This is a genomic window from Eionea flava (genome assembly GCF_055393785.1).
Genome location: NZ_AP036018.1, coordinates 1,566,549 through 1,592,410 on the forward strand (window position 1 = coordinate 1,566,549; position 25,862 = coordinate 1,592,410).

Consider the following 25,862-nt stretch of genomic DNA (forward strand, 5'->3'; position numbering starts at 1 on the left):
CTACTTTTTATTATGGCCACAGTACTTAGCGTTAACATGAATAAAATCGCACTTCTCAGAAATTCACGAGAAGGTAATTATCCGGATGTCGTACACTTTGCTGAACAAGCGATTAAAGCTGGAGCCAAAGGGATTACTGTACATCCCCGGCCCGATCAACGGCACATCCGACCGCATGACCTAAAAGCACTTCGATCGCTCACTAACAGCATAAGCGGATGTGAATTCAACATAGAGGGCAATCCATTTGAAGGGCATTTAGCGTTTGAAATGGGTGAAGACTATCCCGGATTTATGGCACTTATTGATCAATACCGTCCTGATCAAGCGACGCTAGTGCCGGACAGTAATGAACAATTAACCTCTGATCACGGTTTTGATTTACGCCAAGACACTGCCGCACTAGAAAAAGTTATTCAGCAACTGAAAAGCTGGGGAGTTCGCTGTAGTTTATTTATGGACCCTGATATTGAACAAATTAATCAAGCCAAAGCAATAGGCGCTGATCGCATCGAACTCTATACTGGGCCTTATGCCGAGCACTACAATACGGAAGCACACCAAAGTACACTTAATACTTACCAGCAAGCAGCGCAGCATGCGAATAATATCGGCCTTACTGTAAATGCCGGGCATGATCTCAATCAAAAAAACCTCTCCGAATTTCTGGCCATTGCGCCAATTGCTGAAGTCTCGATTGGTCATGCATTAACGGTTGAGGCGCTAGAAAACGGTTATACTGCAACAGTATCGGCTTATAGTAATATTTGCCAATTCGACTACAATAAGAAATAACTTAATGGTGTACTACTGAATACAATTTAAAATAATACTCGGAGAGCTGCCTTATGCATTCAATACTTGTTACTGATTATATGGATCACGACCCTCATGCTATTCACGCCTCAACGAGCATTAAAGAGGCCGTTGCCATGATGCTAAAAGAAGGCGTTATTGGTGCACCCGTTATTGATGAAAAAAAGCAGCTTATTGGGTATTTATCAGAACAAGACTGCGTAAAAGATATGCTAAATGATGCTTTTTATTCTGAAGAACCCGGCGCCGTATCCAGCGCTATGCAAACCGATGTGGTGAGTGTTACACCAGAAACCAGTATCGTTGAAATTGCACAAACCATTATGACTAACCGCCCTAAAAACTATCCCGTTGTTACCGATGGAAAACTCGTCGGCCTGATTAGCCGAAGTGATGTATTACGCGCATTGCTTGAACATGAAGAAGACGGTTATTTTACAAAACCAAACGTACAAAGGTAGCCAAGCCTCTTGGTATAAAGTCAGAGCTATTTGAAAAAATAGACTCTGGCAGCGCTGCACCATTGCTATCTCAACTTTTACGGGTATTGAAAAAACACCACGATTTTGGTGCTTCTCTTCTAGTACGCCGTTATTTTAAAAGCACACCACATATTTTATGCCATCTGATACCGAACAATACAAACAAAAAAAGCAATTTTTTAATCAAGTCGTAACACTCTTTGGTCGAAAACCTGTGTTAGAAATACTACAGGACAAAACACTAACTATTTATCGTTTGCACCTTGCGGATAGCAATAAACCCCAAGGTATCATTCAAGATATTGTCGATATTGCTAAAAAACGTAATATCGACGTGCTTTATCATAGTAAACAGGCACTATCGCGACTTTCAAAAAATAGTAAACAAGACCAAGGCGTGTGCATTGATGTGCTCTGCCCACAGCACCGCTCTTATAAGGATTTTTTACATCATGTGGAAAATGCTAAAAAGCCCATCCGCCTGATAGCATTAGATCGTATTACTAATCCGCAAAATCTCGGCATGATCATCCGCTCGGTATGTGCTGGGCAAGTGGATGGTTTATTGCTACCGGATAAAGGTTGCGCAGCGATTGACTCACTGGTTGTCAAAGCCAGCGCAGGCACACTATTTAAAGCGCCTATCTTACACTGCAAATCATTAGCTGAAGCGCTAGCAGAAGCCAAGCAACATAACGCCTGTGTCTATGGCTTATCATCTCATGCTAAGCATTCGATTAATGACCCAATAGGTGAAGCATTTATTATCTATGTATTAGGGAATGAAACCGATGGAGTGAGCAAAGAAGTGGCTCAGCAGTGTGATCGCTCGATTGCCATACCGATGAATAACGGTGTGGAGTCACTGAATGTTGCGGTAACCGCTAGTTTGTTAGCGTTTAAGGATGTGTTCTCTTAGTGTTGCCCTGTATAGGATACGTATCAACATTGGGGTATAGAACACTACCCGGCAGTATTTTTTCATACTCTTGAAAACGCTCGTTAGCATCAACGGCATAACGATCAGCTGCACGTGTAGAGTCTACTTCTAGCTGCTGTAAATAGTGCGCCCCCGAAGCAGTAATAACGCCGGCAACCGCCATTGACATAATCGTATTAAACACTTTCTTCCCCAAACGCAAAAAGCGTATTAAAGCCAACGATAAGCATCGCGGCAATAAAATAGTCATTAGTTAGGATGATCAAATACTTGGAATTTCTAGATTGTTTGTTAAAGAGGCTGAAGTGTAAGTGCCACTTTTGATTATAATTTTTGACAATATAGAAAAGAACTCAGTAAAGAATGGGCTATATGCTAATGCCAAAATGGTTGAAATTCAAGCAATAAGTATAGTTTTTGTTCTATACACACTCATCAAGGCTTATTAACGCTTGTCGTTTCCACATCCCATAATGCTCTAACCCCCATTAAAGCCGCGAACATCAACAAACTGGCAATACCACTCACTTTTAACAAATCCATAACCCCCCACCATTGCACAGCGTAACCAGCAAATAGTGCGCCGAGAGGTGCAAAACCGAATAGACATAACTGATAAAGAGAAATCATATAGCCGCGACAATGATCCGGTGCCATTGATTGCAAAATTGTGCGCCCCATAGTAGCCGAGACACCCACCACAACCCCCCAAAAAAATAGCAATACAAATAAACCAACAATGGTGGGCTTTGCACTAATGGATAGGAGAATAACACCGCCATAAAGCAAACCAAAAATGACCCTGCGACCCGGTGAATCTAAGCCCTTCTTAAAAATGACAGCCAAGGTGGTCACGATTGTCCCCAATAAAAAAACAAGCTGTAAACCGCTAAAATAGATGACTGACTGCCCATACACTTGCTGAACAATTAATGGCAAGGCAACAATAAAAACACCGATATGAAAGAAACCATTAAAGGCAACAATACACAGTAAACTGCGCAATGCAGGTAAACACCACATCTCTTCCCAACTTGTTTTTAGCAACTCGATTATTGGTTGACTACGATGACTTAACGCATTTTTTCCACCAGTATTATTATCGATTTTATTAACCGCAAGCGAAGAGAGCAAATGTTGTACCCGATAAAAACCGAAAATAGACAAGCCTACAAGGCAGAGCTGAATAAGTAATAACTGCTCAGAGCCTATAATATCCATCGTTGATGATAAAAAAACACCAGCCGCTTGCCCGATATAAACACAAAGACTCGACTTTGCCACTAATGACGGTAAACCGTCGTCACTATGGCTTTCAGAATGATGATTAACCTGATGAAGCAAATATTCGCGCCAAGGCTGAACAAACGCATTGGTAATACCTAAAGCACCGGCATACCCCAGTAGCAATACAATACTTAACCAATGTGAATGAATAATATAAGCGAGCATTCCATGTAACAGACCATTAACAAGCAATACAAGCCACAAATAACGGACACCATCTCGATCGGCCGACAAACCACCTAACAATAACAACAATAAGTTAGGGATCAACACCGCCGCTTGTATCCACCCTACCCAAACAGAAGACAAAGACAGTTCATCAATCACCAACCATGGTAATAGAATAAGCTGAATGCCCAGAGCGACAGATAAAGCTGACAAAGCAAAAAGGTAAAAAAAATGAGGAGTCACGCAATATGCCTATAAAGGTGATGAACGAAGTGGGTAATATTAGAGCGTGTTGGCACTAACATTATCTCGCAATCATCCGTTAGTTTGTGTTGCCAACTGACAGCTTTTCACCCTTTAAGTCTTTGGCTATCAGCATATAAATAGAGGGGATAACAAATAGGGTAAATAAAGTCCCAATAGCCATACCACTCACCAACACTATACCAATAGAGTTTCGAGCTTCTGCACCAGCACCTACAACAAGAATAAGGGGGAAATGTCCGGCGACAGTGGCAACACTTGTCATCAAGATCGGGCGTAGTCGAGTCGTCGCCGCTTCCTTAACCGCGGCGAGCTTTTGCATTCCTTGCTCTTGCAGCTTATTAGCAAATTCAACCACTAAGATACCATTTTTGGCAACGAGACCAATGAGTGTTACTAAACCAACTTGCGAGTAAATATTTAACGTTGTTGTCCAACCGTCTGTCCAAAAAGGCAGTTGCGGGTTAGGCATTTTCAGAAAAATAAAAATCAATGAACCGAACATAGCTAACGGAACAGAACCGAGAATAATCACCAGTGGATCGCGAAAGCTATTAAATTGCGCAGCTAAAACAAGAAAAATTAACACGATAGCTAGTACAAATGCCGGTAAAAATTTATTCCCTTCTCGCACCAACTGTCGTGACTCTCCGGTGTAATCAATACCATAATGCGATGGCATTATTTGGTCTGCTTCATTTTTAAGAAAGTCTAAAGTTTCGGCAAGCGGCTTAAGACTAACGCCACTCAGCTTTACTGCATTTTGTTGTTGGAATCGATTTAAACTGCGCGGCACAACCATTTCTCGAATACTCGCAACGGTACTCAACTTAATGAGACTGTCATCGGGGCCAGAAATATACAGGTTTTCTAACTGTTCAGGGTTAAGACGTTCAGAACGTTTTACTTGAGGGATCACCCGATAACTGCGCCCCTCGATATTAAAACGATTAACAAAATTACCGCCCAACAAGATGCCTACATCTGTACCGACTTGCTGCAAAGTTAATCCTAGATCAGCAACTTTGTCACGATCAATCACCAACTCTGCTTGGGGTTTATCTATTTTAGTATCAATAATGGGAGGAAACGGAAATAAACCGGCTTGCATTCCCTTTTCTTTTAATTGCTCAACAACACTAAGAATATCAACCGCTTCATCGGTTGAGGTAATAATAAATTCCACTGGAAAATTACCTCCACCGGGTAAAGCAGCGGGAGTAATGGGGAACATATTAATACCTGGAATGGTCGATAGCTCGGTTTGCACATCGAGCAGCACATCAAATACCGTTCGTTCACGCTGATCCCAAGGCTCAAGTACCATACCTCCAAACGTTGCGCCTGGTGCAATTAACTGAAAAACAAAGTCGGTTTCTTCTGGTGAAGAAAAAATGCGCTCCGCCTCATCTGCATAGAATATCGCCTGATCTAAATTTACATTCGCGGCATCTTCTACAATGCCAAAAATTACGCCTTGATCTTCGGTGGGCGCTAATTCACTAGAAGACATCATAAATAATGGAACACAAAGTAAACTAGCAACAATCCATACACCGAGAACCAAAGGTCTGGCTTCTAGCGTCGCATCCAACCAACGAGCATACCGCGCTTTAAAACGATTAAACGCTTGATGTACTTTGAGTGCAAAACCGGTTTCATCATCACCTTCTTTCAATACCCTTGATGACATCATAGGTGAAAGCGTTAATGCCACAATACTCGAAATAATAACCGCACCAGCCAGTGTAAAGGTAAACTCTTTAAACAAAGAACCCGTTAAGCCGCCCTGTAAACCAACCGGTAAATAAACCGCAACTAGTACGGCTGTTGTTGCGATCACCGGCCCGACTAATTCGCGTGCGCCCTGCAGTGCGGCTTGCACTTTACCCTGCCCCTCACTAATATGCCGCTGTACGTTTTCCACAATAACAATGGCATCATCCACCACTAGTCCAACAGATAAGACCACCGCGAGTAATGTCAGCAGGTTTAAACTGAAGCCCATCATTTGCATAAGAAATATGGCACCGATCAGTGAGATAGGAATAGCAATTACGGGAATAAGAACGGTGCGTACTGAGCCTAAGAATAAAAAAATCACTAAAATAACAATCAATAGTGTTTCAATTAGCGTATTGCGTACTTCGTTAATCGACGTATCAATATATTTAGTGGCATCGTAAGCAATACGCGCTTGCATGCCCGAAGGCAATGTTTCTTGAATAGCCTCCATCTCTTCTCTTACTAGAGCGATCACATCCAAAGAATTTGCATTGGGTAATGGCCAAATCCCCATAAAGGTAGCCGTCTGCCCTGAAAACCGAACTTCTGCATTATAGGACTCAGATCCTAATTGAACATCAGCAACATCGTTAAGACGGATAACAGCGCCTTCGTCTGACGTTCTTAACACCAGTTGCTCAAACTCTTTGACGGTTTGCAAATCGGTATTGGCCGATAAACTCACCGTTACCAATCCGCCTTTTGTTTGCCCCAAAGCCGATAGGAAATTATTAGCTGCCAATGCCTGCCTAACATCCGTTGGAGAAATATTGTGAGCGGCTAAACGTTCAGGTTTTAGCCATATACGCATAGCAAAATTACGCGCCCCTAATACATCCGCACGCTGCACACCATCAAGCGCAGATAAACGCGGTTGCACAACACGCACAAGAAAATCGGTAATTTGGTTGCTATCAAGAATATCAGAGGTAAAACTCAGGTAGGCAGATGCAAACTGGCTATCGGCCGACTCGACATTAATCACAGGTACTTCGGCCTCAGCAGGTAAATCATTACGTACCTGATTAACTTTCGTATTAATTTCGGACAGTGCCTTTATCGGATCGTAATTTAACTCTAGACGCACATTAATCGTCGATATACCTAGTTGGCTAGATGACTCGATATAATCGATGCCTTCGGCTCCAGCGACTGCTCTCTCGATCGGTGTTGTGACAAAGCCGCGAACAAGTTCAGCACTAGCGCCAATATAACTTGTTTGAATGGTAACAACGGCGTTATCACTCCTTGGGTATTGGCGAACAGAGAGGGAGCTTATCGCTTGTAACCCCGCGATCACAATCACTAAACTGACCACAATAGCGAGTACTGGGCGACGAACAAAAATATCAGTGAAACTCATAAGAATGCTGACTCGTTAATCTTGGTTTTAAGCAATCAACGTCGTATCAAACGCTGTATCAATAACAATGACTTATTGGTCTTGTAACGTGGGGGCTAGGTTAAACTCGGGCACAACCTTATTATTAATAACAACCGAAGCACCATTGCGTAATTTAAAGACGCCGGCATTAACAATTTGCTCACCTTCGCTAAGACCTTTCGTCACAACAACAAAATCACCTCTAGCCTCGCCTAAACGCACAAATTGTTGGCGAGCGATAAGTGACGGTTGCCTATCAGCATTTTCCGTATCACTTACGTTATCTAAAGACGCTACAGCCGTATCCTTTTCTGTTGGTTTAGAAAGTGAATTGTTTGAACCAGCAGTATGACTGTCACTATCAGGCACTGCTTCTGAAGCATCATCGATTTTTTCTTCGATAACAAAAACCGAATCACCATAAGTGGAATAACTCACTGCCGTAATCGGTACCAGAAGCACGCGCTGAACATCAGGCAACATAACATCAATACTCGCGAACATACCCGGCAATAACGTGTTATCTGGATTAGATAAAATTGCTTGAATTTCGACACTACGCGTATCGCTGTCTATTTCAGGATTAATCGCGTTAATGGTGCCGGTAAATACCGTATCGGGCACAGCATCACTCGTGAGACGTATAGTCAAACCACTAGCTAGCAAAGGAAGATTTTGCTGTGGCAAGAAAAAATTAACGAACATTTGATCGGTCGCTTGTAGTGAAACAACCGGCTCACCGGCTGAAATCGTTTGCCCTAAATTAACCAAGCGAATACCTAAGCGACCATTAAAAGGGGCTCTAATACTTTTTTTCTCGATAGAAGCATTAATATTATCAACATCCGCTAATGCGGATTGGTAAGTGTTTTTTGCATTATCGAATTCAGACTTGGAGGCGACTTTACGCTCATAAAGTTGACGAATGCGAGTAAAGTTACTTTTAGCTAATGCCGCCGCTGAAGTTGCTGATCGCAGCTGTGCTTTTTCGACGGAAATATCTTGTTCAACCAGTAAATCACCCGCTTCAACTTCACTGCCTGCCTCAAATAAAATACGATTAATTCTACCCGATAAGTCTGCGGTCACCTCTAAGCCTTTTGCTGCTTCTAGAGAACCAATTGCTTGTAGAGTCGTTTCCCATTCATGCGCTTCAACAATACTCGATGAAATTGTCGTCGGGGGTTCTTGCATCGCCTTTCCGGATTCAATCAAGGCCGATATTTGTAAACCCTTGACGAAGGCAATAGCGCCAACAACAAAAATAATACCCACAAGCGTAAGAAGCACACGTGTAATAGTCATTAAAATACCCTGAGATAGCGTTGTACTAATGAGTTAACGATAAGTTGATTAATAGTAACGTTGATTATAATTAAACCCACGTAGTGTCATTCATACGACAAGACAGCGATGTGGTTTTATATTAGGTTAAATTATTGGCAAAAAAAGATAACACACCGTTAAAGTGCAGCGATGCCTCGTTGGCAATCCGCAATAATATCGTTAATGTCTTCTAAGCCAACGGCAATGCGAATAAGGTTTTCGGTAATCCCTGCCTGCGCTTTTGCTTCATCCGATAAGCGGCTATGCGTGGTGGTTGCTGGGTGAACAATCGTCGTTTTCGTATCACCTAGATTCGCCGTTAACGATAAGATCTTAACTGCATTAATAAAGCGCCATGCTTCTGCACGACCGCCCTTTACACGAAATGATAATACACCACCAAAGGCTTGTTGTTGCTGACGAGCTAATGTATGTCCATCGTGAGTGGGTAAGCCGGCATAAAACACTTTTTCAACAGCGGCTTGTTCATTCAACCACCACGCTAGTTCTAGTGCGTTGTTTGAATGGGCTTGCATGCGTATACGTAATGTCTCTAAACTTTTCAAAAACACCCATGCATTAAATGGGCTCAACGTCATACCGCACGTACGTATCACGGCCAATACTTCGTCCATTTCCTGTTGTCTGCCAACAACCACACCGCCCAAGCATCGCCCTTGCCCATCAAGATATTTTGTTGCTGAGTGGATAACGATATCAGCGCCGAGCTCGATAGGACGTTGTAAAGCCGGTGTACAAAAACAATTATCAACAACTAACAAACAATTTTTTGATTTAGCCAGTGTGGATAAGGCGCTAATATCAGCCACTTCACATAAGGGATTAGACGGGGTTTCTAAAAATAGTAAGCGTGTTTTATCCGTAATAGCTGATTGCCATTCATCATAATCCGTTAATGTGACAAAACTAATATCAATACCAAATTTACTGAGATATTTAGTAAATAACACATCCGTCGTACCAAACACACTACGGGAACAAACAATATGTTCTCCGGCATCTAACAAAGCAATACATGTTGTTAGTATCGCCGCCATGCCTGATGAGGTAGCAACCGCCGTTTCTGCGCCTTCTAAAGCGGCTATACGATCTTCAAAGGTACGCACTGTCGGGTTGGTATAACGCGAATAAACATTACCGGCTTCATCGCCGGAAAAACGTGCGGCGGCCTGTTCAGCAGAGTCAAACACATAACTTGAGGTGGTAAATATCGGTTCGCAATGTTCGCCCTCACCGGTACGAGAGATACCCGCACGAACAGCTAAAGTATCTAAGCCTAGGCTAAGCTCGTAATCTTCGATAAAAGATTCTTTAGGGCTTTCATCAAAAGGATTTTTAAGAGAGTCGTCTCGGTTAAGCGATGTATTATTTCCGATATTAACGGCTAATTGCTCTTGAGGCTCTTTACTCATTTATCCGTTTTCCACTGAGTCGTTGTGAATACCGACAACACTACTACTATCTAAATCTAATTCTCTTTGTTTGGTTTGCGCTTTTTCATTGCGCTTTTCTGCCAAGCGATCGAGATATGATTCGTCCACATCATGGGTCACATAATTACCATCAAAAACCGCGCAATCAAAAGATGTGATTTCAGGATTACCTTCCGACGATGCCATCACCAAGTCTTCTAAATCTTGGTAAATAAGCCAATCAGCACCTATGGCTTTACACACTTCTTCGGTCGTCAAACCATGGGCTATCAGCTCTTGTGTGGTTGGCATATCAATACCATACACATTCGGATATTTAACAGGAGGAGCAGCTGAAGCTAGATAAACTTTAGCCGCACCCGCATCTCTCGCCATTTGAATAATTTGTTCAGACGTGGTGCCTCGAACAATTGAATCATCAATTAACAAGACATTTTTGCCTTTAAACTCAAGAGAAATAGGATTGAGTTTTTGTCGAACCGATTTTTTTCGTTGTTGCTGACCCGGCATAATAAACGTACGACCAATATAACGGTTTTTTACTAAGCCTTCTCGAAACTTTACCCCTAATGTATGCGCCAGCGCCTGACCTGCAACTCGGCTACTATCAGGAATAGGAATCACTACATCGATGTCATTTTCAGGAAACTCTCGAAGAATTTTTTCTGCGAGCTTTTCGCCCTGACGCAAGCGTGCTTTGTAGACTGAAATACCATCAATAATTGAATCTGGGCGTGCGAAATAGACATGTTCAAAAATACACGGGGTGCATTCTGCAACTTCTGCGCATTGACGAGTATGTAATTCGCCCTCTTTGCTAATATAAATCGCTTCACCGGGACGAACATCACGAGTCAGCGTAAAGCCAGCCACGTCTAACGCGACACTCTCTGAGGCGATCATATATTCAGTACCCAAAGGCGTTTGGCGCTCGCCAAATACTAAGGGGCGAATACCATGAGGATCACGGAAGGCAACTAAACCGTAATTAGCAATTAAACTAACCACTGCATAACCACCAATAATACGTTTATGCACACCTTCAATAGCGCCTAAAAAATCTTCAGCGACGGGTTGGTGTTTATGAATTTTTTGCAATTCCTGTGCAAAAACATTCAATAACACTTCGGAATCAGAATCGGTATTCATATGACGTAGATCAGTACGATATAAATCTTCACATACCGACTCTGCATTGGTTAAATTACCATTGTGGGCTAACGCAATACCGTAAGGCGAATTCACATAAAAAGGCTGAGCAAGCGCGGGACCAGAGCTTCCTGCTGTGGGGTAGCGCACATGAGCGATACCATAGTTACCAACAAGACGCTGCATGTGTCGAGTACGAAACACATCTTTAACTAAGCCATTCGCCTTTTGCTGTGAGATACGGCCGTCATCACAAGTGACCATACCTGCCGCATCTTGCCCACGATGCTGTAACATCGTCAGCGCATCATACAATTGAAGATTTACGTCACTTTTACCAACAACGCCAACAACACCACACATAGGCTATAACTCTTAGATAATAAAACGGAAACTATACAGGTTGAGAAAAAATAGCAGAAAGACTAGAAATTATGCCATGAAAATCTTCTTCCATACTGAGGAAGTAAGGGATTAAAGCAGACTCCATCCACCAACTATCTTGATCAATAGGCACAACAATGGGCACGTATAATACAATCGCTAATATCACCAACACGCCTCGAGCAAAGCCAAAGAATACACCGATTACTTTATCTGCATTAGATAAACCAGCAACACTAACCAAAGACGCCAGCAGATAACTCGCCGCACTGCCCAGTAGCAAAGTCACAATAAATAAGGTAGAAAATGCAGCCATTTTTTGAGTCGATGGTGCCGAGGTATAAGCTTCAAAATGAGGTTCTAGATGAACACTAAACGTCGTCGCAACAATAAAGGCAACTACCCATACCGCAAGCGACAGTGCCTCTTTTACAAAGCCACGTTTTAAGCTAATAATGCTAGATATCAGCAAAATAAGAATGATGACCCAGTCAGCCCAGTTCATTGCCATGATTACACGCCGTGCTATCGAAGATGCGGCATTTTAACAGAGCCTACCTTGGGTTTATAGCCAAGTGTGCGAGCTTTTACTGCCAAAAACCTTTATTTAGAAGAAAATCGCAGTATTTGTCCTTTAACCTTATAGGTTTTATCTACCACTACCTTGTCAGTCTCCGCTCGCGATTGGCTAATATAGGGGCCAATTAGCACTCTAAAGAACTGGCCCTTGGAGGTTTTAACGGGTCGTACATAGGCTTTCAGGTTTTTGCCACGCAGCTTATTCATTAAAGCCTCTGCATGTTCTTTCGATTGAAAGCTCGCAGCCTGTATCACCCAAGATTTCGGTAAACCGCTCGTATCGATGCGCAGAGCATTATCATCAATAGTCTTTTTCTCTGGTGCTTTCGGCGATACTTTAGGCTCGGTCGATGCCTCAGGCTTATCATTATCCACATCACTATTACTTGAAGATGCCGATAATAAATGCTCTGTTGATGGTTGAAAGGCATCACTGGGTTTAGCTGCTGGAGGTTGCTGAGTCGCATTGGGCGGCCTAATAACAATAGTGCGAACCACAGGTTTAGGAGGGATAACTGATTGAGTATCCACAACGGTACGCTCACCTGTATCGCGATAAAATAGCGATGGTAAGAATATAATACCTAACGATAGTAGCACCATAACACCTACAAGGCGCTGCTTTAGTGTTATATCCAACGTTTTCTCCTAATTTGAACGGCTTTGATTCGAATCCACAGTGTATACATTTCTGTGACGAATATGCTCTTGTATTGCAGCAACAGTAAAAAATGATCCAAACACAACGATTCTATCATGCTCTGCTGATTCGCTTAGCGCCTGATCAAAGGCCTGCTCTATAGTTTCCACACCGTAGTAATTCTTTGTTTGTTCCTTTAACACGTCAATCACAAGGCTCGCTGGCGCACTACGTAGATTATTCGATAAACCACCAAGGTACCAATGATTAATAACCCTGTGTAACGGGTTAACAATGCCAACAATATCTTTGTCTTCCATAACGGAAAAAACGGCAAACGTCTTTGATACTATATTTTCCTTATCATTGCTGGCTTTCTGAGATAAGCGATGAGCCAATACCAATGAAGCTGCAGGGTTATGCGCTACATCAAATATTACCGTACGATTGTCAATACACTGCTGCTGATAGCGACCCGCAAGAGATAATACTGACAGTACCTGGCGACATTGTGCGATATCCGGTAATAGATCGCTTAATACTAACGCCTCCATCGCTGCTGCAACACTGCTAAGTGGAAGTGATGGTAACGGTAAGGAATAACTGGTTTCACGATGCTGCCATCGCCATAAATTTTGACCATCGGTAGTTGCAGAAAACGACTCATTAATCACAGACAGATCGGAAGACTGACGATGTTGAGCAATAAACTCATACAAACTATCCGTAAGATGCTGTTCAGCAATCACTACAGGACTGTTAGCTCGAGTGACACCTAACTTTTCTCGTGCAATTTGCTCTCGATCACTGCCCAACCATTCTTCATGATCAACAGCAATAGATGTCACTACCGCAATATCAGCATCGACTATGTTCACTGCATCCAAGCGGCCACCTAAGCCCACTTCAAGAGCAATATAAGGGATGTTACGCTGTGCAAATATCCAGAGTGCAGCTAAAGTGCCAAACTCAAAATAAGTCAGAGAGATGTCACCTCGCGCCTGATCAATCGCTGCAAATGCCTCACATACCAATGATTCGGCCACGGGTTCGCCGCCGATTTTTATCCGTTCGCAATAATGGTGTAAATGCGGTGATGTATAGCTACCCACTTCTTTTCCCTGTGCAAGCAGCAGGCTTTCTATTGTTGCCACGCAGGAGCCCTTGCCGTTAGTGCCTGCAACAATAAAGGTATAGGCGCCACTGGTTAATGAACCAGAATAAGCGTGACTTACAGAAGAAGGAGGGTTTAGTAATTTAAGCTGTTGAGCAACACGATAAACGCGTGATAACCCTAAATCTATCGACTTAGGGTGAAGGGTTTCTAGCCACGCTAACCAATCGGATAATAAAGTAAAACGCGGCATAGGCTATAAAACGAAGAATAATGAGTTAAGCTGCGGAATAATGTGTGAATTTTGCCAGCAGTGCTGCAATTTTTTCTTTCGATTCTTTGCGATGAATAATCATATCAATCGCACCATGATCCAATAAAAACTCACTGCGCTGGAAGCCTTTAGGTAACTTTTGGCGAATGGTTTGCTCAATAATATGAGGACCCGCAAAACCTACTCTCGCGCCGGGTTCTGCCGCGTTAATGTCGCCAAGCAACGCCAAGCTCGCTGACACACCACCGTAAACAGGATCTGTCATAAACGAAATATAAGGCGTTCCCTGCTGTTTTAAACGCTCAATCACAGCACTTGTTTTTGCCATTTGCATTAACGAAATCAATGCTTCTTGCATGCGTGCACCACCAGTAGCAGCAAAACAAACAAAAGGAATATTTTCTTCAAGAGCCACTTGAGCCGCGCGTGTAAACTTTTCGCCGACAACATAACCCATTGATCCACCATGGAATGAAAATTCAAATGCTACGGCAACAACGGGGCGGCCATTAAGCAGACCTTTCATCGCAACCAATGCATCTTTTTCACCCGTTGACTTTTGTGCGGCTGATAAACGATCTTTATATTTTTTAACATCTTTAAAGTTAAGACGGTCAATCGGTTCAACATCTGCCGCGAGCTCTTCACGAGCGTCTTCATCTAAAAAAATATCTAATCGGCGACGGGCGCCCACTCGAAAGTGGTGATCACACTTAGGGCAAACATCGAGGTTTTTTTCCAACTCTGGACGATACAGTACAGAACCGCATTTAACACATTTTTTCCACAAACCTTCAGGTACACGGCTGTTACTACCACCTTTAGAACCAGAACGACTAGGAACAATCTTATCTAACCAACTCATTGCAATCTCTTTTACTGATCAATGAATAGACAATATATATATTCATTTGATGATGTTAATTACACGCGCTTACGCGCATGCTCAATCTAGCTATCCAGACCTTGACGAATACCTGCAGCCAGCTCACCTACAGCAGACACAATACATTCTCTAGACTCGCTTTGCAGTGCGCCCATTTTATCAACAAACACACTGCCAACAACAGCACCATCGGCATATTCAGCAACAGATTTTGCTGATTCACCATCTTTTATGCCGAAACCGACGCAAATAGGCAGGTCTGTATGCTGACGAATGATAGTTAATTTATTTTTAACTGATTCAAGGTCTAAGTTCCCTGCACCCGTGACACCTTTTAGAGAAACGTAGTAAACAAACCCACTGGCCAAACTCACAATTTCACGAATGCGCTGAATAGTGGTCGTCGGCGCCAACAAAAAGATATTTTCTATCTCGACACGCCTTAACTCATCATTAAGTAAGGATGCTTCTTCTGGTGGTAAATCAACAGTTAACACACCATCGACTCCCGACTCTGCTGCTCGACGCGCAAACTCAACATAACCCATACGCTCTATTGGGTTTGCATACCCCATTAATACTACCGGGGTATTATTATCTGTTTTTCTAAATTGCTGAACTATCGCCATGGTACTTTTCAGACTGACGTTATGTACCAGCGCTCGCTCGTGACCGAGCTGAATAACAGGCCCTTCTGCCATAGGGTCAGAAAATGGAATACCTAATTCGATAATATCCGCACCATTAGCAACCAATGCATGCATTGCGTCTAATGTAGTGTCAGGCGTTGGGTCTCCACTGACAATATAGGTAACAAGTGCTTTTTTATTCGCTTCTTTAAGCGCTTGCATGCGCTGATTAATACGATTCATTTATACTGTGATTCCGTCTAGTTCAGCCATTGTAAGAATATCTTTATCGCCACGCCCTGAGAGATTCACTACGATAATTTTATCGCTTGGCATATCTCTCGCCATTTTTTCAGCATAGGCCAATGCATGGCTGGTTTCTAAAGCTGGCATAATGCCTTCAACTTGGGTCAACTCTCTAAAAGCGGCCAAAGCCTCTTGGTCGTTAACGGCCACATACTGAGCGCGACCTATATCTTTCAACCATGAATGCTCAGGACCAACACCGGGATAGTCTAATCCGGCCGAGACTGAGTGCGTATCGATTATTTGCCCATTTTCATCTTCCATTAAATAAGTACGACTACCATGTAAAACACCGGGAATACCATCATTAAGTGGCGCTGCGTGACGACCGGTTTCTACGCCATCACCACCGGCTTCCACACCATACATTTCAACGGACTCGTCATTAAGGAAAGGGTGAAATAAACCGATGGCATTAGAACCACCACCCACACATGCGACTAGAGCATCGGGCAAACGTCCCGCTTGATGTAAACATTGCTGTCTTGCTTCTCGACCAATAATGGCCTGAAAATCCCGCACTAATTCTGGATAAGGATGTGGGCCTGCAACCGTCCCAATAATGTAAAACGTATCGTCAACATTAGTAACCCAGTCACGCATAGCTTCATTCATGGCATCTTTAAGTGTACGTGTACCCGACTTAACCGCGTGTACCGTTGCACCTAGCAATTTCATACGATAAACATTCAGTGACTGCCGACGAACATCCTCTTCGCCCATAAATACTTCGCACTTAAGCCCTAAACGAGCGGCAACGGTAGCGCTAGCCACACCATGCTGACCCGCACCGGTTTCGGCAATAACACGTGTTTTACCCGAATATTTAGCCAGCAATGCCTGGCCAATCGTATTATTAACTTTGTGAGCGCCAGTGTGATTAAGGTCTTCGCGTTTCAAATATATTTGCGCGCCCCCCACTTTTTTACTCCAACGCTCTGCATGATAAAGCGGCGATGGGCGCCCCACATAATGCGCCATATCTTTATCAAACTCAGCCTGAAAAGACGCATCATTTTTAAGGCGCTGATACATAGCCGCCAAATCATCTAAAGCCGATATTAGAGTTTCAGAGACAAATCGACCACCATAAATACCAAAGTGCCCTGTATTATCAGGAAAACTGGAAAAGTCTATATCTGCAACATTTGTTAAATCATTCACTGAGAGATCACTCCACATTACTTAAATCGCAATGCTAATACATTGCATCACAAACTATTATTGTATTGATTTTGCATTCGCTATAAAACGAGCGATTTTTGCTTTATCTTTTTTACCTGCCGCATCATGAGACTCAATTTCAACTCCGCCACTCACATCAACACCATAAGGAGAAGTCGCATTAATCGCATCAGCAACATTAACGGGATTTAAGCCTCCCGCAAGAATAATGGGGGGCAAACTCTCATCACCGACAGGAACCCTTCCCCAATCAAAAGTTTCACCGGTGCCGCCAGGCACACCTTTTCTATAAGCATCAAGTAATACGCCCACACTACTAGAGTACGACTCGATTGCTCGTTTAAGCTGTAGATCAGGCTTCATACGAATAGCTTTCATGTAAGGGCGATGAAACTGCTCACAAAATTCTGCCGACTCATCACCATGAAACTGTAAAACGTGTAGATCTACCGTTTCTAACACATGATTGATTTCTGCCTTACTAGCATTCACAAACAGGCCTACTACGGTAACAAAGGGGCCGACACGATTAGCAATAAGAGACGCCGTATGCTCATCCACATAACGTGGGCTAGGCTGATAAAAAACCAGCCCAATAGCATCTGCACCGGCATTAACCGCGGCTAATGCATCATCGACGCAGGTAATACCGCATATTTTTACGCGAGGAATAAACAAGTGGTCTTGCACAGTTAAAGGTTTTCCATTCAATCAGAAGCTGGGAGCATAGTCGTTGGGGTATTGATAAGCCATAAAGAAAAGTAGAAACAACTATATAGCCTGTAAACAAATCCACGCCCAGTAAATAACAATCAACTTAATAGATAACCATGTTAGCAGACTTCACGATGCTAAGAAATAAGGCCCTTTGGGTCTTAATGATAGATTATGCGTCTTCTCGTAACACACATCGACAAGATACAGCCCATCTGGGGGCGCTGTCACGCCAGCAGCTTGTCGATCCCTTCCTTCTAAAACTTCTTGAGCCCAAGAAACGGGGTGATCACCAGCACCAATCGCCGTTAATACACCAACGATATTTCTCACCATATGGTACAAAAATGCCGTTGCCTGAATTTCTAAGATAATAAATTCATCTTGGCGCGATAGTGTAATGTAGTGAATGTTTCGCACCGCATTTTTAGCTTGGCATTGCGATGCCCTGAAAGCACTAAAGTCATGGTGCCCCACCAAAGCCTGACTGGCTTCATACATTGCCTGCATATCCAGTCGTCGCCTATCCCAAGTCACGAAGTGTTTTAGCAACGCTGAATGCGTCACTGTATTATAAATAACATAACGATACGTTCTGTGCAGAGCACTAAAACGAGAATGAAAAAAGGGCGAAACTTCTTGCGCCCAACGAATTGATACTCCGTCGGGTAGCTTCGCATTTGCACCTCTTAACCATGCCGTTTCTCCACGCACGGCTATAGTATCAAAATGAACCACTTGGTTAGTCGCATGCACACCCGCATCGGTACGGCCAGCGCAAACCAAGGTAATCGATTCATCAGCAATTGAAGACAATGCATTCTCTAATGCTGTCTGCACTGTATTAGCATCGTGAGGTTGCGATTGAAAACCATGAAATACATGCCCAACATATTCAATACCTAAAGCGATACGGTGCATCCCTTCTGGAAAGCCATCAGTCATTGCGATGTCACAATTGCGGCGGTATGGCTTTATTTGTTTTTGCATATTTTCAATAATCAATAAATGACTAAATAACACCTACCAAACAAGAAAATTATTTACCCCAATAAAAAACGACCGCCAATGCGATCGTTTTTATGTAACTAACTTCATGGTAATGGTGTTTTTAGATAATTTGCCTTAACTAAATGTTTTGAAGTAATTTTTCAGCAGCCGACTTTTGATTTTCGTCACCCTCTTCCATCACTTCCTTGAGAAGATCTTCAGCACCTTCTAAGTCACCCATATCGAGGTAAGCCTGCGCAAGATCTAGCTTGGTATCAACTTCACCGTCTACCGTTTCAAATTCATCATCAATGTCTTCTTCGATGCCTTGAATATCAACTGGCAAGCTTAATTCATCATTCTCATCTTCTGAAAGATCCAGCTCATCATCCAATACATCAAGAGAGAAATCTTCTAACCCATCAAGCGCGTCAGTCTCAGTCTCAGTCTCAGTCTCAGTCTCAGTCTCAGTCTCAGTCTCAGTCTCAGTCTCAGTCTCAGTCTCAGTCTCAGTCTCAGTCTCAGTCTCAGTCTCAGTCTCAGTCTCAGTCTCTAGTATATTTTGATCAAGAGGTTCTTCGTCAAACAAGGCTGACATTTCATCAAGCTCTTGATCGAGAGACGCCATATCAACATCATCCGGCGGCAAATCTAAATCAAACTCAGTATTTTCATTTTTTTGAATGTCAAAAGGCGCCAGATCGTCATCACCTTTATCACTCAAAGACGTCTCTTCCAAAATCACACTATCAGCTTCTTCTACAGCCTCGACCGGCTCTTCTAGATTGAGGTCTTCTAAGGCAAGCTCACTATCTAAGGAGTCGAATGTTTCCTCCAAATCTAACACTTCCAAGTCTAACTCTTCATCATTACTTAATAATTCTTTTTCTAAAGAAGTGTCGTTATCTTCGCTTAAAAGGTTATCTAGCTGAGTCTCTGTCAGAGTCACTTCGCTATCAAGTTCACCTGAAACTAAATCATTATCTAAATTCACAAGTGAAGAGTTTTCATCATCAATATCTAACGACAAATCAATATCACTTAAAAAGTCTTCATCTAGATCTAAATCTTGTACCTCGCTTTTTTCAAGACTCACATCTTCAAGATGACTATCATCTTCATTTGTTACTTCAGCAACATGCCCAGAAGAACTCTCTTCAAAACTATCACCGACATCCGACAATTCAGCATCTAAATCAAAATCCAACAACTCATCTTCTAAAGATAACTCCTCATCTAAATCCTGTACATCTTCAAGATTGCTATTTTCAACATCCAGCTCTAACAACTCATCATCTAGCTCTAAGTTGATTAAATCAGTGGACTCGTTGGTAAAATCACCAAGACCAACATCATCATCCGTACTTAATTGCTCATCTAGTTCTGATAGAATTTCCTCGTCATCAATATCTGACAAATCGCCTATTAAATTTTCCGCTTCTAATAACTCACTATTATTTTCACCCAAAGAATAATTATCGACATCAAAATCACCGTCGACATCAAGTTCTTCACGCATAGCGTGCGCTTTATCATTTGCAGACTGATCACCCAACGGGATTAATTGAGCATATTGATCATCAAATGCCTCTGTATTACTAGATTTAACATAAAGACTTAAGAGTGCAAGGCGAGCTTCTGCATTACCTGGATTTTGCTGTATCTCTCTTTGTAATAACCCCTCTGCTTTATCAAGTTGATCCAGACCAATATAAATTTCGGCCTCGGACACAGCATCGTCAGTTTGAGCCTCAATATCTTCTTCATGAGACAACTCATCCAGCGCTACATCATCCAACTCTGCTATGTCTTCTAATTCTGCCTCCTTATATTCATTCAACTCCTCATCTAGAGGAATAAAAGAGGAGTCCTCATCAAATTCATCTTCGTCTAAGGCATTAGATTTAGAGCGAATTAAAAATAGAATCAGCAGAACAATGACTAATAAAACGGCAGCGATATAGAGTAAATTACGCGATAAAAAATCGCCCATTGACGCTTTAGAAGACCCATCAACACTCGAGTTGCTATCAGTTTGAACAACAGAATTCGAGTTATCTCCAGCTAAGCTTTCTTCTTGGGAAGAAGGCATCACGTCAGTTTGACTACTTGCACTTGTAGAAATTGCTTCTAAGGCTTTCAACTGATCATTGGTGACAGACACTATTTCCTCTAGTGTTTGTATTTGCTTTTCCAATTCATCAATTTTTTCTTTCAAATTAGCGTTTTCTCTAGAGGAGCGATCTAACTCCTCTTCGGCAATAGCAAGTTCGTTTTGCAATGATTCATTAACGCCTTGCTGACCATTAGTTCCTATACGCTCAGAACTGTTAGAAGATTTAACGGCTCCCAATGTAACCCTTCCCTCTTGCTTTTCGGGAGCTGGGGGATCAATGAGATTTGGCGACACTGCTGACAATACTGGTCGTTTTTGAGACTTTTGTTTCCATGTTTCGGTTTGCTGCTTAACCGCAGCCACTGCATCACCTGCACTGTTTTTTTGGATATCTGATAAAGTCGGAGCTCGTAGCACTTGGCCTTTTTTCAGCATATTAATATTATTGCCAATAAAAGCGTCCGGATTACTTTGCTGAATAGCAAGCATCGTTTGCTGTACGCTAACACTTCTGTCGGGACGCATTTTTAAGGCTAATGCCCATAAAGTGTCGCCATCCCCCACTGTTAATTCTTTAAGAGGCAACGCATTACTCTGACGCTCTGCCTTTACTGACGAAAGTTTCGGTACTGTCGAACTCTTGATCAAGGCCGGTGATTCAGCCTGAGGAGTAGAAGCACTCACAGTTTTTTGATCAATAACTCTTACATTTTTCGTTTTTCTAGCTGATGCTTTTGGCTCTATAGAAAAGGAAGACTTTCTTTCTGCTGCTTGCTTTGATAGCTGCTTAATAAAGTCGTCAGCAGCTTCACTAGCTGTCGAAAATTTAGGAGGCGCTACAGTGGTTTTTGGCGCTAAATCTCGCTCTAAATTATTAGCCTCTTTAAGCAGAGCTGGCTCTGCTGAAGGCTGTGGTGATATTGACTGCTCGGAGACAGTATCCGTAAGTGGCTCAACAACTTCGATCAGTTCTGGCTCAAGCGTTTGTGTAGTTGGTACTTTTAATGACTCTGAAACACTCTCACTAGCTTCGAAAACAGGCAAATCGAGTAATAGCGTGTATTCACGCAATAGACGACCGCTAGGCCATTGCATGTCTACCAAAAAATTAAGATAAGGCTCCTGAACAGGCTGGCGAGAACTGATTTTTACATAAGGGTTATTTGGATCATCAAGGACAACTTCAAATTTAAGACTACTAAGAAAAAAATCGCGATCCAACCCAATCCTCTCGAAGTCTTCACTGGATGCGAGGTTAACAAATATTTCATTTTCTGATAGTTCTTGAGCCTGAAGAATTCGAATCTCAGCATTAAGCGGCTCGTTATAAGAAGAGTTTAGTGTCACATCCCCTAACCCCAACGCAACACTTAATGAGGAGGTAAATAAGCTGACCAAAATAACAATGAGTGTGCTTAGCTGACGCAACTGCATGAATTTACCCTTGACTAGTGAATTTCTAATCATTTTTATATCTTATTTTTTAATTAGTGGTAAACACTCAGCATATTAGGCGACTCACAGCCCAACCCACACACTCAATATTTACAGACTCGTCTTACGTATACTTAATACAGCAAAAGCTCGAATAAACTTTCACTATCACCGCTAAGTATTCATTATAAATAGCTTTTTTTCAACTCTTGTGCAATAAGTATCGTATTTACTGCAGCCCCACGTCTAACATTGTCTGCGACTATCCAAAGGTTTAAGCCTCTTTGGTGCCCCATGTCGTTACGAATACGGCTTACAAAAATACTATCGTTGCCTGCTGCAGAAGTCACTGGCGTTGCAAACCCTTCTTGTTCAGCATTGTCTAACACTTTGATTTGTGGATGATTTTCCAAAAGAGCCCTTACCTCATTAGCATCGATGGGGTCACCCGTTTCAATATTAACGGAAATACCGTCTGCATAAAAAACCGGCACTTGAATACAAGTAGCATTGACCTGCAATTGAAAATCGTTAACTACAGCCTGACTTTGCCTCACTATACGTTGCTCGACATCAGAATGGCCGCTTTCATCTAATTTACCGACATTCGGCAACACATTAAAAGCAACTTGCTGAGAAAAAAACTTAGGATCCGCACCCTGAGCATTTAATAAACTGGCCGTTTGTGTCGCGAGTTCATGCGTTGCTTTTTTACCCAAACGTGATACCGAATCGTAAGTACTTACGTTAATTCGCTGGATACCCACAGCATCATAAATAGGCTTGAGTACATTCCACAAGCTAACCACTGTACTATCTGGATTGACCACAATTTCCGGTTTTTCGTTCGATGCTAATTGATCACTATTAACACCCGGAATAACCAGCTTTGCGCAATCATTCACAAGAGGGTCAGAAAATGCTTGGCTATTATCTATCACTAAGCAACCGGCTGATTGCGCTTTAGGAATGTACTCTTGAGAAACGCCATCTGTTGCGACAAAAATAGCCAAGTGAGCCTGAGAGAAATCAAAAGCATCAAGCAAATTCACCATAATCGATTTATTGCGGAACATTAAGCTCGTTCCAGCCGTACGATCACTTGCCAACAAATGAAGCTGATCGACGGGTAAAGTACTTTTTCCTAGCAGTTCTACGACCACTTCTCCAACAGCGCCCGTTGCACCAACAATAGCTATATTCACTGAATCCATAAACATCCCAAAACTCTACTTAAAAAAACCAACAACATACCGCACTTTTAAATGGTGAGCAGATCATACTACTCACCATTAAGTGTAGCTTACTACTCCGATTTAGCGGTTAAGCAAAATTTGCAGCATCCTACGTAGAGGCTCTGCCGCTCCCCACAACAATTGATCACCTACAGTAAATGCACTTAGGTACTCTGGACCCATATGCATTTTTCTCAAACGGCCCACTGGAATAGACAGCTTTCCCGTTACCGCTGTTGGCGTTAACGCGGCCAAACTATCTTCTTTATGGTTGGGAATAACTTTTACCCAATCATTAGCATTTGCAAGTAACGATTCGATCTCATCCATCGGCAGGTCTTTCTTAAGCTTGATGGTTAATGCCTGACTGTGACAACGCATAGCCCCTACACGAACACAAATCCCGTCGACAGGTATGTGTTCGGCAGTTGCAGATGTACCGCTAACAATTTTATTAGTTTCGGCATCCGCTTTCCATTCTTCACGGCTCTGACCATTATCTAGCTCGCTATCGATATAAGGCAAAACACTACCCGCAAGCGGCACACCAAAATTGTCTTGTGGCAAACTACCATCACGCATTTTATCGGCAATTGCCTGATCAATATTAAGAATAGCCGAAGCCGGATCCGACAGTTCATCTGCTACGGTATCGCGCAGCGCACCCATTTGAGCAATCAACTCTCGCATATGACGAGCACCACCACCGCTAGCGGCTTGATAGGTCATCGCTGAAACCCACTCTACATGACCAGCGTTAATGAGCCCGCCTATCGCCATAAGCATTAAACTCACGGTACAGTTACCACCAATAAAGTTTTTAACGCCGTCGTTAAGCGCAGCATCAATAACTGAAGCATTGACAGGATCCAGTACGATGATGGAGTCATCGGCCATACGCAATGAAGATGCTGCGTCAATCCAATACCCTTGCCAACCTGAAGCACGTAAAGGAGCAAAAACTGACTGCGTGTAATCACCTCCCTGACAAGAAATAATGGCATCCATATTTGCAAGTTCGGCAATATCGCTAGCATCTTTCAGTGCATCAATGGTTTTGCCAATGTCAGGGCCTTTACCACCCACATTTGAGGTTGTAAAAAAAACAGGCTCAATGTTTGCAAAGTCGTTTTCTTCAATCATACGACCCATTAATACTGAACCCACCATGCCACGCCAACCAACAAAACCTACTTTCATTACCTTATTCTCATCCTAACGCTCAAAAACAATAATCATAAGCGCTCTACACGCTTAAAATGAAGCTTGCAGTTTACCTTAGAACGCTACGATAACAAACCGAAAGGCTTAAAAACCAAGCACTTAAGCGGGCATTCATCACTTTTGTGTTAATATTCTCCCAATTAACGACTTAGCCCACACACACGCAGCTAACAACCGCTTCCCCATGCATACATTTAAACGCCTTTTGATTTTTTGCCTAGCAACGCCTTTTGCATTTTTGCCACTTCGTTGGTCCCAAGGTATTGGCCACTATTTGGGCCTTTTATTGATCCGCTGCAATAAAAAACGCCAACATATCGCATTAACTAACTTTAGCGTTTGCTTTCCTGACGAAACAACTAAGGAACATCAACAACGCTTACGAGCAACGGCTATAGAGGCCGGCAAATGGTTTATGGAATCTGCTTATGTATGGTTTCGTAACCCCAGCTTTTTATCCAGCAAAGTAAACATAACTAATCCCGAATTATTGCAGTCTGCACATGATAAAGGCAACGGCGTCGTTGTCGTACTACCTCATCAGGGAAATTGGGAAATGCTTAACTTTTGCATCCCTCAGCACTACCCCTTTGGCGCTATGTATCGTCCTATTAATTCGCCACTTTTTGAAAAAATTATTTTTGATAGCCGCAGCCGCGTAGGCACAAAAATGTTCGCCGCTAACAAACTAGGCGTACGTAAAGCGTTAAAAGCATTAAAAAACAATCATGTGGTTGCGGTACTCTCTGATCACTTACCTTCGGAAGACGCTGGTGTGTATGCCCCATTTTTTGGACGACCCGCACTCACCGGTAAATTGACGCACACGCTGGCAAGATATAATGCATCTGAGGTATTAATTGCCACAGTGATACGTTTACCCTACGGGAAAGGATATGAAGTTTGTTTTTCTTCAATCGAAGGGATAGATACGAAAAATGCTATTGAGGCGGCAGGAGCGCTCAATCAAGCAATAGAAAAAAGTATTATGTTGGCACCCGAACAATACCAATGGGTCTATCGACGTTTTGCTAAACCACCCAAAGGGGTGGCCGACATTTATTGACATGAAAAGTGTATTGAGTATCAATACACTT

Annotated in this window: 21 protein-coding genes; 4 read left to right on the forward strand and 17 right to left on the reverse strand. The window is 42.6% G+C overall.

Annotated features, from left to right (window positions below; translation table 11 throughout):
• Positions 1 to 12 precede the first annotated feature (12 nt).
• From ACZ5O6_RS06850 to ACZ5O6_RS06860, 3 genes are all read left to right on the forward strand, one after another.
• Complete coding sequence (locus ACZ5O6_RS06850; RefSeq protein WP_447091721.1) at positions 13 to 795, forward strand: pyridoxine 5'-phosphate synthase; 783 nt, start codon at positions 13 to 15, stop codon at positions 793 to 795.
• 53 nt (positions 796 to 848) lie between these two features.
• On the forward strand, positions 849 to 1,277 hold the full coding sequence (locus tag ACZ5O6_RS06855) for a CBS domain-containing protein (protein ID WP_447091722.1): 429 nt from the start codon (positions 849 to 851) through the stop codon (positions 1,275 to 1,277).
• Positions 1,278 to 1,434: 157 nt separating this feature from the next.
• Positions 1,435 to 2,217, forward strand: coding sequence for a TrmH family RNA methyltransferase (locus ACZ5O6_RS06860; protein WP_447091723.1), 783 nt, complete (start codon positions 1,435 to 1,437; stop codon positions 2,215 to 2,217).
• On the opposite strand, the gene ACZ5O6_RS06865 is transcribed toward ACZ5O6_RS06860, so the two are convergent.
• The 17 genes from ACZ5O6_RS06865 to asd form a co-directional block, all read right to left on the reverse strand.
• Positions 2,198 to 2,422 carry a hypothetical protein gene (locus tag ACZ5O6_RS06865; RefSeq protein WP_464283488.1) on the reverse strand — a complete coding sequence of 75 codons (225 nt, stop codon included), beginning with the start codon at positions 2,420 to 2,422 and terminating at the stop codon, positions 2,198 to 2,200. The genes ACZ5O6_RS06860 and ACZ5O6_RS06865 overlap by 20 nt on opposite strands.
• A gap of 251 nt (positions 2,423 to 2,673) precedes the next feature.
• A complete protein-coding gene (locus ACZ5O6_RS06870; protein WP_447091725.1) occupies positions 2,674 to 3,936 on the reverse strand; it encodes an MFS transporter in 1,263 nt (420 codons plus the stop codon).
• Positions 3,937 to 4,015: 79 nt separating this feature from the next.
• A complete protein-coding gene (locus ACZ5O6_RS06875; RefSeq protein ID WP_447091743.1) occupies positions 4,016 to 7,111 on the reverse strand; it encodes an efflux RND transporter permease subunit in 3,096 nt (1,031 codons plus the stop codon).
• Positions 7,112 to 7,177: 66 nt separating this feature from the next.
• Complete coding sequence (locus ACZ5O6_RS06880; RefSeq protein WP_447091726.1) at positions 7,178 to 8,431, reverse strand: efflux RND transporter periplasmic adaptor subunit; 1,254 nt, start codon at positions 8,429 to 8,431, stop codon at positions 7,178 to 7,180.
• Positions 8,432 to 8,589: 158 nt separating this feature from the next.
• The gene (locus ACZ5O6_RS06885) at positions 8,590 to 9,885 is read right to left on the reverse strand and encodes an O-succinylhomoserine sulfhydrylase (protein ID WP_447091727.1); all 1,296 of its coding nucleotides are present in this window, start codon (positions 9,883 to 9,885) and stop codon (positions 8,590 to 8,592) included.
• Positions 9,886 to 11,418, reverse strand: a complete 1,533-nt coding sequence (purF, locus tag ACZ5O6_RS06890; protein WP_447091728.1) for an amidophosphoribosyltransferase — start codon at positions 11,416 to 11,418, stop codon at positions 9,886 to 9,888.
• A 31-nt stretch (positions 11,419 to 11,449) separates the two neighbouring features.
• Entirely contained in the window at positions 11,450 to 11,950 is a 501-nt protein-coding gene (locus tag ACZ5O6_RS06895; protein WP_447091729.1) for a CvpA family protein, read from the reverse strand.
• Positions 11,951 to 12,042: 92 nt separating this feature from the next.
• Positions 12,043 to 12,657 (reverse strand): SPOR domain-containing protein, encoded by a 615-nt coding sequence (locus tag ACZ5O6_RS06900; RefSeq protein WP_447091730.1) that lies wholly within the window; start codon positions 12,655 to 12,657, stop codon positions 12,043 to 12,045.
• 9 nt (positions 12,658 to 12,666) lie between these two features.
• The gene (gene folC, locus ACZ5O6_RS06905) at positions 12,667 to 14,025 is read right to left on the reverse strand and encodes a bifunctional tetrahydrofolate synthase/dihydrofolate synthase (RefSeq protein ID WP_447091731.1); all 1,359 of its coding nucleotides are present in this window, start codon (positions 14,023 to 14,025) and stop codon (positions 12,667 to 12,669) included.
• Positions 14,026 to 14,050: 25 nt separating this feature from the next.
• Positions 14,051 to 14,911: an acetyl-CoA carboxylase, carboxyltransferase subunit beta gene (gene accD, locus ACZ5O6_RS06910; protein ID WP_447091732.1), complete on the reverse strand. Its 861-nt coding sequence runs from the start codon at positions 14,909 to 14,911 to the stop codon at positions 14,051 to 14,053.
• An 86-nt stretch (positions 14,912 to 14,997) separates the two neighbouring features.
• On the reverse strand, positions 14,998 to 15,804 hold the full coding sequence (gene trpA, locus ACZ5O6_RS06915) for a tryptophan synthase subunit alpha (RefSeq protein ID WP_447091733.1): 807 nt from the start codon (positions 15,802 to 15,804) through the stop codon (positions 14,998 to 15,000).
• A complete protein-coding gene (gene trpB, locus ACZ5O6_RS06920; protein WP_447091734.1) occupies positions 15,805 to 17,031 on the reverse strand; it encodes a tryptophan synthase subunit beta in 1,227 nt (408 codons plus the stop codon). It abuts the gene before it with no gap.
• Positions 17,032 to 17,088: 57 nt separating this feature from the next.
• A complete protein-coding gene (locus tag ACZ5O6_RS06925; RefSeq protein WP_464283489.1) occupies positions 17,089 to 17,763 on the reverse strand; it encodes a phosphoribosylanthranilate isomerase in 675 nt (224 codons plus the stop codon).
• A 132-nt stretch (positions 17,764 to 17,895) separates the two neighbouring features.
• On the reverse strand, positions 17,896 to 18,756 hold the full coding sequence (gene truA, locus ACZ5O6_RS06930) for a tRNA pseudouridine(38-40) synthase TruA (RefSeq protein ID WP_464283490.1): 861 nt from the start codon (positions 18,754 to 18,756) through the stop codon (positions 17,896 to 17,898).
• Between the two features lie 139 nt (positions 18,757 to 18,895).
• Positions 18,896 to 22,339, reverse strand: a complete 3,444-nt coding sequence (locus ACZ5O6_RS06935; RefSeq protein ID WP_464283491.1) for a motility hub landmark protein FimV — start codon at positions 22,337 to 22,339, stop codon at positions 18,896 to 18,898.
• A 152-nt stretch (positions 22,340 to 22,491) separates the two neighbouring features.
• Positions 22,492 to 23,520 (reverse strand): aspartate-semialdehyde dehydrogenase, encoded by a 1,029-nt coding sequence (locus tag ACZ5O6_RS06940; protein ID WP_447091745.1) that lies wholly within the window; start codon positions 23,518 to 23,520, stop codon positions 22,492 to 22,494.
• Between the two features lie 102 nt (positions 23,521 to 23,622).
• A complete protein-coding gene (gene asd, locus ACZ5O6_RS06945) occupies positions 23,623 to 24,741 on the reverse strand; it encodes an aspartate-semialdehyde dehydrogenase (RefSeq protein ID WP_447091746.1) in 1,119 nt (372 codons plus the stop codon).
• Positions 24,742 to 24,949: 208 nt separating this feature from the next.
• Between asd and ACZ5O6_RS06950 the strand changes: the two genes are divergently transcribed.
• Entirely contained in the window at positions 24,950 to 25,831 is an 882-nt protein-coding gene (locus tag ACZ5O6_RS06950; RefSeq protein WP_447091747.1) for a lysophospholipid acyltransferase family protein, read from the forward strand.
• The last annotated feature ends 31 nt before the right edge of the window (positions 25,832 to 25,862 follow it).

Coding starts and splice junctions, on each gene's coding strand:
- ACZ5O6_RS06850 (WP_447091721.1), top strand. CDS start 13: ATGGCCACAGTACTTAGCGTTAACATGAATAAAATCGCACTTCTCAGA.
- ACZ5O6_RS06855 (WP_447091722.1), top strand. CDS start 849: ATGCATTCAATACTTGTTACTGATTATATGGATCACGACCCTCATGCT.
- ACZ5O6_RS06860 (WP_447091723.1), top strand. CDS start 1,435: ATGCCATCTGATACCGAACAATACAAACAAAAAAAGCAATTTTTTAAT.
- ACZ5O6_RS06880 (WP_447091726.1), bottom strand. CDS start 8,431: ATGACTATTACACGTGTGCTTCTTACGCTTGTGGGTATTATTTTTGTT.
- ACZ5O6_RS06885 (WP_447091727.1), bottom strand. CDS start 9,885: ATGAGTAAAGAGCCTCAAGAGCAATTAGCCGTTAATATCGGAAATAAT.
- purF (WP_447091728.1), bottom strand. CDS start 11,418: ATGTGTGGTGTTGTTGGCGTTGTTGGTAAAAGTGACGTAAATCTTCAA.
- ACZ5O6_RS06895 (WP_447091729.1), bottom strand. CDS start 11,950: ATGGCAATGAACTGGGCTGACTGGGTCATCATTCTTATTTTGCTGATA.
- folC (WP_447091731.1), bottom strand. CDS start 14,025: ATGCCGCGTTTTACTTTATTATCCGATTGGTTAGCGTGGCTAGAAACC.
- accD (WP_447091732.1), bottom strand. CDS start 14,911: ATGAGTTGGTTAGATAAGATTGTTCCTAGTCGTTCTGGTTCTAAAGGT.
- trpA (WP_447091733.1), bottom strand. CDS start 15,804: ATGAATCGTATTAATCAGCGCATGCAAGCGCTTAAAGAAGCGAATAAA.
- truA (WP_464283490.1), bottom strand. CDS start 18,756: ATGCAAAAACAAATAAAGCCATACCGCCGCAATTGTGACATCGCAATG.
- ACZ5O6_RS06935 (WP_464283491.1), bottom strand. CDS start 22,339: ATGATTAGAAATTCACTAGTCAAGGGTAAATTCATGCAGTTGCGTCAG.
- ACZ5O6_RS06940 (WP_447091745.1), bottom strand. CDS start 23,520: ATGGATTCAGTGAATATAGCTATTGTTGGTGCAACGGGCGCTGTTGGA.
- asd (WP_447091746.1), bottom strand. CDS start 24,741: ATGAAAGTAGGTTTTGTTGGTTGGCGTGGCATGGTGGGTTCAGTATTA.
- ACZ5O6_RS06950 (WP_447091747.1), top strand. CDS start 24,950: ATGCATACATTTAAACGCCTTTTGATTTTTTGCCTAGCAACGCCTTTT.